The organism is Salinivibrio sp. SS2 (genome assembly GCF_001722075.1).
Classification (GTDB): domain Bacteria; phylum Pseudomonadota; class Gammaproteobacteria; order Enterobacterales; family Vibrionaceae; genus Salinivibrio; species Salinivibrio proteolyticus.
Window position 1 is genome coordinate 37,046 of record NZ_MEBP01000055.1, and the last position, 13,645, is coordinate 50,690.

Below are 13,645 nucleotides of genomic sequence, written 5' to 3' on the forward strand. Positions count from 1 at the left end.
AAAACAACCAGAAAAAGATAATCGGTATGTAAGGCAGCAAAGACAGACAAATCATCGCATTCTGCTAAGCAAAATGCGTCGCCCTCGGAGACTCGTACATCACAAGGAGAGAGATATTTGATATAATCAGCGTTTGATTTTTATACGGACCTCACCATGCCTTGGATCCAATTAAAACTAAATGCAACTGCTGAAAATGCAGAAGCCATTGGCGACCTGCTAATGGAAGAAGCGGGCGCCCTTTCCGTCACCTTTTTAGATGCCAAAGACACGCCTGTTTTTGAACCTTTGCCTGGTGAAACCCGTCTGTGGGGCGAAACCGACATCATGGCGTTATACGACGCCCAAGCGGACATGGCGACCGTGTTGGCCGTGTTAAACGCGAGTCCATTGTTGGCGGACAACTTTGCCCACAAGGTCGAACAGCTTGAGGATAAAGACTGGGAACGCGCTTGGATGGATAACTTCAAGCCAATGCAGTTTGGCGAGCGCTTATGGATCTGCCCAACGTGGTGTGAAGTCCCTGATGATAATGCCGTCAACGTGATGCTCGACCCAGGCCTCGCCTTTGGCACAGGATCACACCCGACCACCGCGCTTTGCCTCGAGTGGCTCGACGGACTCGACCTCAGCGGTAAAACGGTAATCGACTTCGGTTGTGGCTCTGGGATCCTTGCGATTGCCGCCATCAAACTCGGTGCCGAGCGTGTGATTGGCATTGATATCGATCCTCAAGCACTACTGGCGTCCAAAGATAACGCAGAGCGCAACGGTGTCGCCGACCAACTGCACTTGTATTTGCCTAAAGACCAACCGGCCGATCTCCAAGCCGATGTGGTGGTGGCCAATATTCTGGCCGGTCCACTCCGTGAGCTGTCTGGCGTGATCAAAGGACTCATCAAACCCGGCGGCCAATTAGCGATGTCTGGTGTCCTCGATTCCCAAGCAGAAGACGTCGCCAATCACTACCGCGACAGCCTCACTATCGACCCGATCGTAGAACGTGAAGAGTGGTGCCGAATTAGCGGTCAGTTACCCGCTTAATCGTTCGCATCGTCGTACAAACGGCTTACCGTACCCTTAACAAGGTCGGTAAGTCATCGTTGACGTGCTACTCGAAATGCTTGATTAATCAGCGAAACGCGACTGATACAAAAAGTGCTGTAAAAATCAAGCCATCAATGCTCAAATATTGTCCTTTTCAGACGCGTCAAAAATGCGTAAAATGCGCGCCCTTGCTGACTCAGAGCGGCTGACAGAGGATTTAGAGCTTTTGCGTATCGGACCTTATAACCTGGATGTCCCGTTGATCGTTGCCCCAATGGCAGGTGTCACGGACCGACCTTTTCGTGAGTTATGTCTTGCGCACGGCGCAGGCATGGCTGTCAGTGAAATGATGTCGTCTAATCCAGCCTTATGGCGAACGAACAAATCGCAAAAGCGCATGGTTCATATTGACGAGTCTGGCCTTCGTTCGGTTCAGATCGCCGGTGCCGAGCCAGAGCTAATGGCCGAGGCTGCCCGCTTTTGTGTCGAAAACGGGGCACAAGTCATCGACATCAACATGGGTTGCCCAGTGAAAAAGGTCAATAAGAAGTTAGCCGGCTCTGCCTTGCTAACGCGACCGGACCTCATTGAGCAAATCCTCAAAGCCACGGTAAACGCGGTGGATGTGCCGGTGACATTGAAAACCCGTACAGGTTGGGACCCGGACAATAAGAACTGTGTAGAGATCGCCCGGATGGCGGAAGATTGTGGTATCCAAGCCCTTGCCCTGCATGGCCGCACGCGCGCCTGCATGTACAAAGGGGAAGCGGAGTACGACAGCATTAAAGCAGCCAAAGCGGCTGTGTCGATCCCAGTGATTGCCAATGGCGACATTGATTCTCCGGAAAAAGCACGTTATGTGCTGGATTACACAGGTGCTGATGCATTGATGATTGGTCGTCCTGCTCAAGGACGCCCGTGGATTTTTCGCGAAATCCACCACTATCTCACCACTGGTGAGTACCTGCCTGCCCCTTCACTAGAAGAGGTTAGGACGATTTTGTTGGGTCATGTTCAAGAGCTTCATCACTTTTATGGGGAGCTCAAAGGATTACGTATCGCCCGTAAGCACGTGGGTTGGTACCTGAAAGAGCATGATCAAATTGGCGATTTTCGCCGAACCTTCAACGCAATCGAAGATGCACAACAGCAGATCGATGCGCTGCAAGGCTACTTCGACAACGTTGCATAAATACGAGAAGAGCTGACAGAATATGTTCGAACAAAACCTGACTTCCGAAGCATTGACAGTAACGACTGTAACTTCACAAGATCAAATTACGCAAAAGCCACTTCGTGACTCTGTAAAAGCATCCCTGAAGAACTACCTAGCGCAATTGAATGGCCAGGAAGTCAACGATCTGTATGAGCTTGTCCTCGCAGAAGTTGAGCAGCCACTGCTGGATACCATCATGCAATACACCCGCGGTAACCAAACCCGCGCAGCCACCATGATGGGCATCAACCGCGGTACATTGCGTAAGAAACTGAAAAAATACGGCATGAACTAATCAATCATTGGTTTGGCTGTTATAAAACGGGCTAGCCGTCAATCGGTTAGCCCGTTTTTGTTTTCTCTGATGGTACAACGCACCTTCCCTTAACAGCATGGGTTGGAATCTTCGCTGTCCGCTAGGGTTTCTAATATCGAGCAATGGGTCGCGTCATCGTCGTCCATACCGCAGCAGGCGGCATTTAAGCGTGTCAGTGCATGCTTGACCCGCTCAAGCGCGGCTATCTTCTCTGAGACCTCATTCAGGCGCCGCTGGGTGATCCCTTTGACTTCTGCACAGGTGTGTAACGTCGCTTCTTCGCGAATGTCAGACAGCTCGTGAATTTCATCAAGCGATAACCCCATTTCTTTGCCGCGCAAAATGAACATTACTTGGCTAATGGCATCATCGGCATAAAGCCGGTATCCACCCTCTGTGCGGGCACTCGGTGCCAACAAGCCAGACTTTTCATAAAAACGCAGCGTATCGGTGGAGACACCACAGTGCTTGGCTAGCTCACCGATTTGCAGCAACTTGGTCATCACCGCTCCTTTTCATGTTGGATGAACCTTCTTTTTGTAGCAAAGGCGGGCTCTTATGACCAGCGTTGCATGAAGGCGAGCAACGACAGCCGGACAAAAACAATAAAAATGTCGCCATCAGCAAATAGCAATCGATTGCGCAAACAAAATCAGATAGAATGTCGCCGCTTTGACAATTGGCGGTTTAATAAAGCTTATCCGTGTTGATAGACACGATGGGCTTTGATAAGCATTCAATCTGTCAGTGAAGAGAACTAAGCCATGGAAAATCTGCGTCCTATTCGTCGCGCGTTACTCAGCGTGTCTGATAAAACCGGTGTGGTCGAGTTTGCCCAAGCACTCGCCCAACGCGGTGTCGAACTGCTATCAACCGGAGGCACGGCCCGTTTACTCGCAGAAAACGGCCTTGCGGTCACCGAAGTCTCCGAGCATACCGGCTTCCCAGAAATGATGGATGGCCGTGTGAAAACCCTCCACCCGAAAATTCACGGCGGCATTTTGGGCCGACGCGGTCAAGACGATGCGGTAATGGAGCAGCATCAGATCGCACCGATTGATATGGTAGTAGTGAATCTCTACCCGTTCGCACAAACCGTTGCCAACCCAGACTGCACACGCGAGCAAGCCATCGAGAATATCGATATCGGCGGCCCGACCATGGTGCGCTCAGCGGCGAAAAACCATGCCGACGTCACCATTGTGGTGAACAGCCAAGACTATGATCGCGTGCTTACCGAGATGGATCAGCATCAGCACTCTTTGACACATGCCACGCGCTTTGATTTAGCCATTGCCGCGTTTGAGCACACCGCGGCCTACGACGCCATGATTGCGAATTACTTTGGCACCCAAGTGCCTGCCTATCATCAGGCAGAAGAGAGCCAAGACTCGCCATTCCCACGCACCCTGACCCAACATTGGGTTAAAAAGCAAGACATGCGCTACGGCGAAAACAGCCATCAGGCAGGTGCGTTTTATACCGAAGCCCAACCGCAAGAAGCCTCGGTGGCAACGGCGACCCAACTACAGGGCAAAGCGCTGTCTTATAACAATATCGCTGACACCGATGCGGCATTAGAGTGCGTAAAAGAGTTTGAACAACCTGCCTGTGTGATTGTAAAGCACGCCAACCCCTGTGGCGTTGCCATTGGCGAAGACTTACTCAGCGCCTATCAGCGTGCTTATCAGACCGATCCGACCTCAGCATTTGGTGGCATTATTGCCTTTAACCGTGAGCTGGACGGCGACACGGCACACGCCATTGTTGAACGTCAATTTGTTGAAGTGATCATCGCACCTCGTGTCAGTGAGGCCGCCAAAGCAGCGGTTGCGGCAAAGAAAAACGTACGTCTTCTCGAGTGTGGCCAATGGCAAGCGCGCACCACAGGGTGGGATAGCAAGCGCGTCAATGGCGGCTTGTTAGTCCAAGCACGCGACCACGGTATGGTCGGTTTAGACGATTTGCGTATTGTCACTGAGCGTCAGCCCACAGACAAAGAGCTTAGCGATGCGCTATTTTGCTGGAAAGTGGCAAAATACGTGAAATCAAACGCGATTGTGTATGCCAAAGACAGCATGACCATCGGCGTGGGCGCCGGCCAAATGAGCCGCGTCTACTCGGCGAAAATAGCTGGCATCAAAGCGGCCGATGAGCAGCTCGAAGTGGCCGGTAGCGTGATGGCCTCCGATGCCTTCTTCCCTTTCCGTGACGGCATTGATGCTGCAGCAAAAGCTGGGATCACCTGCGTGATCCAACCGGGCGGTTCGATGCGTGATGACGAAGTGATTGCTGCCGCCAATGAGCATGGCATGGCGATGGTCTTTACCGGTATGCGCCATTTCCGCCACTAAGTGGGCGATGAAGGAGAACACATGAAGGTATTAGTTATTGGTGGCGGTGGCCGCGAACATGCGCTGGCGTGGAAAGCCGCCCAGTCATCCAACGTTGAGCTCGTGTATTGCGCGCCGGGGAACGCCGGCACCGCGCATGAAAACAAGTTGAGCAATATTGCGATCGCGGCTGATGACGTTGAAGGGTTACTGGCCTTTGCCCGCGAGCAACAGATTGATTTGACCATCGTGGGTCCTGAAGCCCCCTTGGTGTTGGGCGTGGTCGATGCCTTCCGCGAGCACGGCTTGGCCATCTTTGGTCCTACTCAAGCGGCCGCGCAACTTGAGGGCTCGAAAGCCTTCAGTAAAGACTTTTTAGCGCGCCATGGCATTCCCACCGCTGACTACCAAACCTTTTCGACGGTAGAGCCCGCGCTAGCCTACATCGCGGAAAAAGGTGCGCCCATCGTGGTCAAAGCCGACGGTCTTGCCGCTGGGAAAGGGGTCATTGTGGCGATGACCGAGCAAGAAGCCACCGAGGCAGTGCGCGATATGCTCTCGGGCAATGCGTTTGGTGAGGCCGGTCACCGCGTGGTCATCGAGGAATTTCTGCAAGGTGAAGAAGCAAGCTTTATCGTCATGGTCGATGGTGAGCATGTGCTGCCAATGGCCACCAGCCAAGACCACAAACGTGTCGGAGAAGGCGATACCGGCCTTAATACCGGCGGTATGGGTGCATACTCGCCCGCTCCAGTGGTCACCGATGCAATCCATCAACGTGTGATGGACGAGGTGATCATGCCAACAGTAGAAGGCATGCGCGCCGATGGTGTGCCGTATACGGGCTTTCTGTATGCAGGCTTGATGATCAGTGCCGATGGGACGCCAAAAGTGATTGAGTTTAACTGTCGCTTTGGCGATCCGGAAACCCAACCGATTATGATGCGCTTGCAATCTGACTTGGTTGAGCTTTGCTTGGCAGGCACGCAAGGACGCCTTGATAAGGTTGAGTCCAAGTGGGATCCGCGTGCAGCCGTGGGCGTGGTATTGGCAGCAGGCGGCTATCCGGGTGACTATCGCAAAGGGGATCGTATCTCTGGGTTGCCCACCGATAGCGAGACCGCCAAAGTATTTCATGCCGGTACCGCGCTGAAAGACGGCGACATCGTCACTGCTGGCGGGCGGGTGCTTTGCGCTACGGCATTAGGCGAGAGTGTCACTATCGCAAAACAAAAAGCTGATGCGCTGGCTGCCATGATCCAGTGGCCGGGCTGCTTTTATCGCCGTGATATAGCCCATCGCGCCATCGCACGCGAAAACGCTACATCATAAGTAAATCAGTGCCCGAGACCCTGCCACAATGCGCCCTCGGGGCGCATTTTTTATTCTGCCAATAGCTGAGGACGGGTTAAGCACGCCTTTTCACGGCGCACCAAGACCAAAGCATCGATGGTATCTTTGCCAATACCGGGATTCCCTGCGCCAATCACAAAGGTACCCGGCTGGAGCAGCTTGCTCACCACCACAGGCGGGATCGCATCATCAAAGACCCAACGCTGCCGTTCGCCACGGCAATCTACCCAATATTCACCTATTCGTTGTCCCTGCAAGACAGACACATTACGCGCGATTTGGCCTTGGGCTTGGTCGAGGATCTGATTGGACTCTTGATACAGGCGCGTTAACGCAGCACTGTCGAGGGGAATAATCGCGCCATCTTGGCGATAGCGTTGAAATACAGGTTCGCCACTGGCATCAAAACGAACATGGAGAGAAAAAGGGACACGCGTATTGCCTGCGAGCTGTTCACCTTCACGCTTTAAGGCACGTAATTGGCCATCTCGCCACACATATTCGCCGCGGTACTCGCCGTAATCCCCTTGCCAAACATGCTCTGACAAGCTGATTGGGCGCCCCTGTTGGCTATCGAGCCAATAGACCGCACTGTGGTCACCCGCAACAGAGGCTGTTACCCGTGTGACAGGCTTAGGGGGTTCGCCACGGCTACAGGCCGTGAGCAGTATGATCAGCGATAACGCCCATACTCTTCGCATTTTGCGTCACCCAGAGACAAAAACGCCATAGCAGAGGCTATGGCGATAATGACGATTGACGCTTACTTAACCGCGTCTTTCAGTGCTTTACCTGCCACAAAGGCTGGCACGTTAGCCGCTGAAATTTGGATCTCTTGACCCGTCTGTGGGTTACGACCCGTGCGCGCTGCACGGTGGTTTACTTTAAACGTACCGAAGCCAATCAGTTGTACCTGCTCGCCTTCTTTTAGGGCACCTTCAATTCCGCCCAAAGTCGCTTCCAGTGCTGCTTTTGCTTGCGCTTTTGAAAGGTCGGCTTTTTCAGCGATCAGGTCGATCAGTTGGGTCTTGTTCATTATGTCTTCCCTTCTAGGTTTTTTTAGAGACGAGCTCACTCTAATTCAAAAGAAGCCCGACTGGCAAAGGTTTGTGGCGCTTGGTGAGACTATATGGAGGCTCTTTAACCACAAACTGAGCGCGATCTCACAATTTGTTGCGCTTTTTCTCATTTGAATGGTTGTAAAAGCCCGCCACTGGCCTGATCTTTAAGGGGACGACTGGCTTTCATACTCGGGAATATATGCTGACTCTTGTCCTATTTATCTCATTATCTATTGGTGTATCTTTCATTTGTTCTGTGCTTGAAGCAATCCTATTGAGTATTACGCCAAGCTATTTGGCGAACCTCCGTCAGCAAGAACATCCAGCCGCGGCGAAACTGACCGCCTTAAAAGATAATATCGACCGACCACTGGCTTCGATCCTCACCTTAAACACCATTGCGCACACCGTGGGGGCAGCAGGTGCAGGGGCACAAGCGGCCAATGTGTTTGGCGATGCATGGGTTGGGCTATTCTCCGGCGTCCTGACACTGGCTATTTTATTACTCTCCGAGATTATCCCAAAAACCATTGGTGCAAACTTCTGGCCGCAATTGGCGCCAGGGGCGGCGATTGTATTGAAGTGGATGGTATGGGGCCTGACCCCCTTTGTGTGGGTATCCGAGCAAATAACCAAGCGTCTTAGCTCTGACGCGACCCATGTCAAACTGCGTGATGAAATCTCGGCCATGGCGATGCTCGCCTCAGAAAGTGGTGAAATGGGTGAAGATGAAACCCAGATGCTCAACAACATGTTGAAACTGCGTGAGCTCCCTGCCACGCAGTTGATGACCCCACGTCCGGTGCTTTTTCGTGTCCCTGCGGAGATGAGCGTAGATACCTTTTTAACCGAACACAGTGACTGTCCCTTCTCGCGCCCGTTGATTTATGGTGAACAGCGTGATGATATTTTAGGTTTTGTCCACAAATCCGATATCTATGCCGCCAAGACACGCGGTGCTCGGCGTACCACCTTGGGTAACCTGATGCGCCCACTCGCGGTGATTTTACCCGGCAATAGTGTATTACAAGCGTTCGATATCTTAATGATCCGCCGCGCGCAATTGGCGATGATTGTGGACGAGTACGGGACGGTACAAGGGATTATCACGCTGGAAGATATTTTTGAGTACTTAACCGGTCGCGAGATCATTGATGAAGCGGACACCGTCACCGATATGCAGCAGTTGGCCTACCAGCGTTGGGAGTCATGGAAAAAGCAGCATAAGATGATTGAGAGCCAAGACGACGATGAACCGCCCGTACAGCGTCAATCGGATGAGTCATCGGGGTAACCTAAACACAAAAGGCGGCCGAAGCCGCCTTTTTTATCTCATTTTCCGCCGTTCAAAGGCTTAATCCTAAGTTGCTCACACCCGCTTCGCGTAACTCTTGGCGAATGCCTTTGAGCATCTCAACGTCGCGGGTATCCGCACTTTTCAGTACGCGGAAGATCGCCCACTGCGCGTCCCATTCGTCACACACAGCTTCATTCGCCTTCTGGTTTTCATCGGTGACCGCATCGCCGGTTTGTGCTTCTTCCAGTTGCGCGACACTCATCACCGACTGCTGACTCACTTTCAGCGTAATGGTCAGCATTTCATTACGGTCAAGCAAGGCGTGAAGAAGGTGTGATAACGCCGCACAGGCATCAATGGCTGGATAAGTGAGGTAAATCGCATCATCGGTGAGCGCAGGGATCAATGGCTCCAGCTTTTCTAGCTGTCGCTCAAAGTCAATTTTGGCCCCTTTCACTGTTTGTGATTCCCACACTGCATCAAGAATATTACGAAACGCTTGAGGGTCAGCAAATTCAGTTTGCGCACAGTAAAGGGCATAGTTAGGGTACATACGCTCCACCAGCGCAGCCATAAAACTGACGTGCTGCCAAGTCTCACATTTTTCCAAACGCAGTTGTAAGGGGTTTCTTAACATAGCCAATTGATCTTAAATAACGGGGGACAATTGTCCGTCGGTAAATTGGGTGCAAGTGTACTTGATTCACCGCCCCATAAAAAGGAGCCTTTGTGGATAAAGTTTATGTGATCAGTGAGCATGCCGCGACCTACCATCAATTACTGGCGACGGCCCAACTCCCCGATCTCGCCCTCACGCATAACGCAGAAGAGGCCACGATCTGGCTAGCTGACCCACCGCTTGCCGTGTCAAAGCTGCCTCATGCCAACGCGTTGCGCTGGTTGCAATCCACCTTCGCTGGGAACGATGCGCTGATTCAGGCGCCGTTCCGCCACTATCAGCTCACCAATGTGCGCGGTATTTTTGGCCCCTTAATGGCCGAATATGTTTTCGGACACCTACTGACGAATACTCGCCATATTGGTCAGTACGCCAAACAGCAAGCGCAGTGTCACTGGCAGCCTCAGCCCTATCAGTCATTGCATGGGAAAACGCTCGCCATTTTAGGCACAGGGGCGATTGGCCAGCATATCGCGACCGTCGCTCACGCGTTTGGCATGACGGTACTGGGCACTAACCAAACCGGCCGGCCTGTCGAGGCGTTTGATCACACCATGACACTGCCCGAATTACAGCAACGGTTGCGTGAGGTTGATGTGTTAGTCAGCACCTTGCCCGCCACAGACAAAACACACCAATGCCTGAATGCAGCTTTTTGGCAGCATGCGCAGGATCTTTTCTTTATTAATGTCGGGCGTGGTGCCACCGTAGATGAGCACGCCCTGATCCACGCACTGGAGGCGAAGCAGCTTCGCGGCGCGGTCTTGGATGTGATGCAACAGGAGCCACTGCCCGAGTCGCATCCGTTTTGGACACACCCCAAGGTGACAGTGACGCCGCATATTGCTGCCGTTAGCTTCCCCGATCAGGTCTTTAAGCTGTTTGCGGATAATTACCGACGCTGGCATGCTGGCAAGCCTTTGGTTCACCACGTCGATTTTGACAAAGGGTACTAGATGACGTTTTCGGATTTGGAGACGGCGTTATCCGCAGCACAAGCATGCCAATTGTGCCAACATTGGCTATCCGATGGACCTCGTCCCGTGATCCAAGCCAGTACGGATGCGCGGGTACTGATTATCGGCCAAGCACCCGGTAGGCGCGTCCATGACAGTGGCCTGCCTTTTAATGATCCCAGTGGCGACCGCTTACGAGAATGGCTGGGGGTCACGCGCGAGCAATTCTATCAGCCCGACTTATTTGCCATTATGCCGATGGGGCTCTGTTATCCGGGCAAAGGTAAATCGGGCGATCTGCCGCCTGCCCGCATTTGTGCGCCTGTGTGGCACAAGGCAATCAAAGCGCTCCTCCCTAACGTTGCGGTGACCTTGCTGATTGGCCAGTATGCTCAGCAGTACTATTTAGCCAATAAGCCCAAAACATTGACCGAAACCGTCAAACATTGGCGGCAGTGGGCTCCGCACACTTTTGTGCTGCCTCACCCCTCGCCCAGAAATACGTTATGGCTACGTCGTCACCCATGGTTTGAAGAACAGGTAGTGCCAGCCTTGCAAACGCAGATCCAACAGGCGTTGTTCACTGCACCGAGGTAAAAAAACGCTCGCCATTGGCGAGCGTGCTAGCTTAGTCGTGATACGGACGGGACAGCTCATGCACCGCATCGACAAACACACCGGCGTTTTCCGGCGGGACATCAAGGTGGATCCCGTGGCCGAGATTAAAGACATGGCCTGTCCCTTCGCCAAATCCTTCTAGGATAGTCGCAACCTCTTGACGGATACGATCAGGCTGAGCATAGAGGATGGACGGGTCCATATTGCCTTGCAAGGCCACTTTATCGCCAATCCGTGCTTTGGCATCGGCAATATCGATTGTCCAATCTAACCCCACACCATCACAACCGGTCGCCGCGATTTTCTCAAGCCACATACCGCCGTTTTTGGTAAACAAGGTCACCGGGACACGACGGCCTTCATGTTCACGGATCAGGCCATCCACAATTTTATGCATGTATTGGAGTGAGAAGTCGTGATAATCACGCGGGGTTAATACCCCACCCCAAGTATCAAAGATCATCACCGATTGGGCGCCCGCTTTGATTTGCGCATTCAAATAGCTGGTCACGCTATCGGCAAGCTTATCGAGTAATGCATGCAGGGTTTGTGGCTCGGCATACATCATCTTCTTGAGCTTGGTAAAGGCTTTCGAGCTGCCCCCTTCCACCATGTAGGTGGCGAGCGTCCAAGGGCTGCCGGAAAAACCAATCAAGGGAACGTCTCCGTTCAATTCGTGACGAATGGTGCGTACGGCATTCATCACATATTGCAGCTCACCTTCAGGATCGGGAATGCCGATTTTATCGACGTCCGCCTTACAGGTAATCGGGCGCGCAAACTTCGGCCCCTCTCCGGTCTCAAAATACAAACCCAGTCCCATCGCATCGGGGATGGTCAAAATGTCGGAGAACAGAATAGCGGCATCGAGATCAAAGCGGCGTAATGGTTGTAAAGTCACTTCACACGCCAGTTCTGCATTTTTACACAATGACAGAAAATCACCGGCTTGCGCACGTACTTCGCGGTATTCTGGCAGATAGCGACCAGCTTGACGCATCATCCACACGGGGGTGCAATCCACTGGCTGTTTGAGTAAAGCGCGTAAATAGCGATCGTTTTTCAGTTCAGTCATTGTGTTAAAGCCTGTGAGCGAAAAGAGGCGTCATTGTATCACTGTCGAGTCGCAACAAAAGCCAACCTTTGTTAACAGGATCATAAAACTGTCATCCTAAGGGTGGGCGATGATTGCTGCTTTTCTCACCACATGATACAACCAACGCATAACGACAATAGGTCTGCGAAAGACAATTATGTTCGCATCTTACCCCGGCTTCCCTACGGCCGGGTTTTTTTATTCCTGCGCAAGCGCGCAACTTGCGTCAATCAAGCGCCGCGCAATGGTCCCTTGAGGTGCAACTGGCGGGAGTGATTGGCAATCAAACCATTGTGCATCCGTCAATTCCTCATAATCTGGCCGTAGCTGACCGCCTGCATAGTCGGCCAAAAAACCTATCATGACATTGGAAGGAAAGGCCCACGGCTGGCTATCCATATAACGGATATTTTTCACCTCAATCCCCGTTTCCTCTTTGACCTCGCGCGCCACGCACTGTTCAAGGGTTTCACCGGGCTCAACGAATCCGGCAATCACGGTATACATACCGGTTTTATGCCGTGGATGCTGTGCCAGCAGCAGTCGCTTGTCATCACGTACCGCCACAATCACACAAGGCGAGACACGCGGATAATCGTGACGCTGACAGGCGGCGCACCACATCGCCACCGACTGTGTATCCAAAACCGCACGGTGGCCACAGCGGCCGCAAAATGCTTGCTGCTTTTGCATCACATCAAGCTGAACGACTCGTCCCACTAGCGCAAACAAGTCAGCCGGTAAATCCGATAATAGCGCTCTCAAGCCCGCCATCTCATCACTCGGTAGCATGGTGTTACAATTCCATGCCCCCACCACTGGGATGTGTTGATAATGACCAACGGTGATCGTCGTCTGCACCGCAAACGGCAATTCTGATAGGGATAACAAAGGCAATGTACCGTGAGGAAGCCAGAGTTTTCCGTCGACAACCGCACACAAATAGACGGCTTGTTGATTCTGAGACATGGTCACTTCCTTAGCCTTGCAGCTATACTTGAATACTGGCAATCTAACTTCATAACGTGATGCAAAGGATTGAGCAGCCCGTTAATTTTAAGTTGGCCGTATATAGTGCCACCCATTCGCTGATCGATCACGAGGACGCCGATCATGCTGAAAAAACTTGAACGTACTAAAGCACAATGGAGCGGTTACGATGACGTCATCGATTACTGGCTCGAGTTACGTCGTCAGCTGCTGGTTGAATACTACAACGTGGCAGGTGTCGCGGTAAAAAAGAAGCAGAATCTGCCCAGCAAAGAAGAAATTGACCGCTTCTGCGATCACTTGGTCGATTACATCTCCACGGGGCATTTTAAAATTTATAACATGGTCATGGAGCGATGGCAGTCTACCGGCTTCTCGGCAACACAAGAAACCGATAACTTGTATTTCCGCATTGTTGACACCACGGATCCCCTGCTCGATTTCAACGACAAGTTTAGTGAGCTTGATTGGGACGATGAGGACTATCACTTCCCCGACTTTGATGAAGACATCTCATCGGTCGGTGAACTGCTGGAACAACGTTTCGAGTTAGAAGACACGCTGATTCGTGTCATTGCAGACAGTTTGGCCCACCCGCCGGGCGCCTAAAAATAAGCACCGAATCCGTCGCCTCTTGGCGGCGTTTTTTTGTGCTCTAGGGCAGAAAAACAAAAGGCACCTCC

Annotated in this window: 15 protein-coding genes; 9 read left to right on the forward strand and 6 right to left on the reverse strand. The window is 52.3% G+C overall.

Translation table 11 applies throughout. The annotated features are described in order from the left end of the window. Nucleotides 1-156 precede the first annotated feature (156 nt). The 3 genes from prmA to fis all read left to right on the forward strand — a co-directional run bounded on the left by prmA (nucleotide 157) and on the right by fis (nucleotide 2,558). Nucleotides 157-1,044, forward strand: a complete 888-nt coding sequence (gene prmA / locus BGK46_RS03000) for a 50S ribosomal protein L11 methyltransferase (RefSeq protein ID WP_069586984.1) — start codon at nucleotides 157-159, stop codon at nucleotides 1,042-1,044. A 229-nt stretch (nucleotides 1,045-1,273) separates the two neighbouring features. Continuing rightward, complete coding sequence (gene dusB / locus BGK46_RS03005; protein ID WP_069587013.1) at nucleotides 1,274-2,239, forward strand: tRNA dihydrouridine synthase DusB; 966 nt, start codon at nucleotides 1,274-1,276, stop codon at nucleotides 2,237-2,239. Between the two features lie 22 nt (nucleotides 2,240-2,261). Then, nucleotides 2,262-2,558, forward strand: a complete 297-nt coding sequence (gene fis, locus BGK46_RS03010) for a DNA-binding transcriptional regulator Fis (protein ID WP_002542007.1) — start codon at nucleotides 2,262-2,264, stop codon at nucleotides 2,556-2,558. Nucleotides 2,559-2,647: 89 nt separating this feature from the next. Here fis and zntR read toward each other — a convergent pair whose 3' ends face one another. Next, nucleotides 2,648-3,082 (reverse strand): Zn(2+)-responsive transcriptional regulator, encoded by a 435-nt coding sequence (gene zntR / locus BGK46_RS03015; RefSeq protein WP_069586985.1) that lies wholly within the window; start codon nucleotides 3,080-3,082, stop codon nucleotides 2,648-2,650. Nucleotides 3,083-3,343: 261 nt separating this feature from the next. On the opposite strand from zntR, the gene purH reads away from it, so the two are divergent. Further along, a complete protein-coding gene (gene purH / locus BGK46_RS03020) occupies nucleotides 3,344-4,933 on the forward strand; it encodes a bifunctional phosphoribosylaminoimidazolecarboxamide formyltransferase/IMP cyclohydrolase (protein ID WP_069586986.1) in 1,590 nt (529 codons plus the stop codon). A 21-nt stretch (nucleotides 4,934-4,954) separates the two neighbouring features. After that, on the forward strand, nucleotides 4,955-6,244 hold the full coding sequence (gene purD / locus BGK46_RS03025; RefSeq protein ID WP_069586987.1) for a phosphoribosylamine--glycine ligase: 1,290 nt from the start codon (nucleotides 4,955-4,957) through the stop codon (nucleotides 6,242-6,244). Between the two features lie 50 nt (nucleotides 6,245-6,294). Here purD and BGK46_RS03030 read toward each other — a convergent pair whose 3' ends face one another. Together BGK46_RS03030 and hupA are read right to left on the reverse strand one after the other, a co-directional pair. Further along, entirely contained in the window at nucleotides 6,295-6,966 is a 672-nt protein-coding gene (locus tag BGK46_RS03030; protein WP_069586988.1) for a DUF1481 domain-containing protein, read from the reverse strand. 62 nt (nucleotides 6,967-7,028) lie between these two features. Continuing rightward, nucleotides 7,029-7,301 (reverse strand): nucleoid-associated protein HU-alpha, encoded by a 273-nt coding sequence (hupA, locus tag BGK46_RS03035; RefSeq protein ID WP_069586989.1) that lies wholly within the window; start codon nucleotides 7,299-7,301, stop codon nucleotides 7,029-7,031. A gap of 224 nt (nucleotides 7,302-7,525) precedes the next feature. On the opposite strand from hupA, the gene BGK46_RS03040 reads away from it, so the two are divergent. Continuing rightward, complete coding sequence (locus BGK46_RS03040; RefSeq protein WP_069586990.1) at nucleotides 7,526-8,620, forward strand: CNNM domain-containing protein; 1,095 nt, start codon at nucleotides 7,526-7,528, stop codon at nucleotides 8,618-8,620. A 52-nt stretch (nucleotides 8,621-8,672) separates the two neighbouring features. Here the strand turns inward: BGK46_RS03040 and BGK46_RS03045 are convergent, their stop codons facing one another. Continuing rightward, nucleotides 8,673-9,260 carry a YjaG family protein gene (locus BGK46_RS03045; protein ID WP_069586991.1) on the reverse strand — a complete coding sequence of 196 codons (588 nt, stop codon included), beginning with the start codon at nucleotides 9,258-9,260 and terminating at the stop codon, nucleotides 8,673-8,675. Between the two features lie 92 nt (nucleotides 9,261-9,352). Between BGK46_RS03045 and BGK46_RS03050 the strand changes: the two genes are divergently transcribed. Next, nucleotides 9,353-10,258 carry a D-2-hydroxyacid dehydrogenase gene (locus tag BGK46_RS03050; RefSeq protein ID WP_069586992.1) on the forward strand — a complete coding sequence of 302 codons (906 nt, stop codon included), beginning with the start codon at nucleotides 9,353-9,355 and terminating at the stop codon, nucleotides 10,256-10,258. After that, the gene (locus BGK46_RS03055; RefSeq protein ID WP_069586993.1) at nucleotides 10,259-10,855 is read left to right on the forward strand and encodes a uracil-DNA glycosylase family protein; all 597 of its coding nucleotides are present in this window, start codon (nucleotides 10,259-10,261) and stop codon (nucleotides 10,853-10,855) included. Nucleotides 10,856-10,886: 31 nt separating this feature from the next. Here BGK46_RS03055 and hemE read toward each other — a convergent pair whose 3' ends face one another. After that, complete coding sequence (gene hemE, locus BGK46_RS03060; RefSeq protein ID WP_069586994.1) at nucleotides 10,887-11,951, reverse strand: uroporphyrinogen decarboxylase; 1,065 nt, start codon at nucleotides 11,949-11,951, stop codon at nucleotides 10,887-10,889. Nucleotides 11,952-12,170: 219 nt separating this feature from the next. After that, nucleotides 12,171-12,941 carry an NAD(+) diphosphatase gene (nudC, locus tag BGK46_RS03065; RefSeq protein WP_069586995.1) on the reverse strand — a complete coding sequence of 257 codons (771 nt, stop codon included), beginning with the start codon at nucleotides 12,939-12,941 and terminating at the stop codon, nucleotides 12,171-12,173. Between the two features lie 144 nt (nucleotides 12,942-13,085). On the opposite strand from nudC, the gene BGK46_RS03070 reads away from it, so the two are divergent. Further along, nucleotides 13,086-13,571, forward strand: coding sequence for an Rsd/AlgQ family anti-sigma factor (locus BGK46_RS03070; RefSeq protein ID WP_069586996.1), 486 nt, complete (start codon nucleotides 13,086-13,088; stop codon nucleotides 13,569-13,571). The last annotated feature ends 74 nt before the right edge of the window (nucleotides 13,572-13,645 follow it).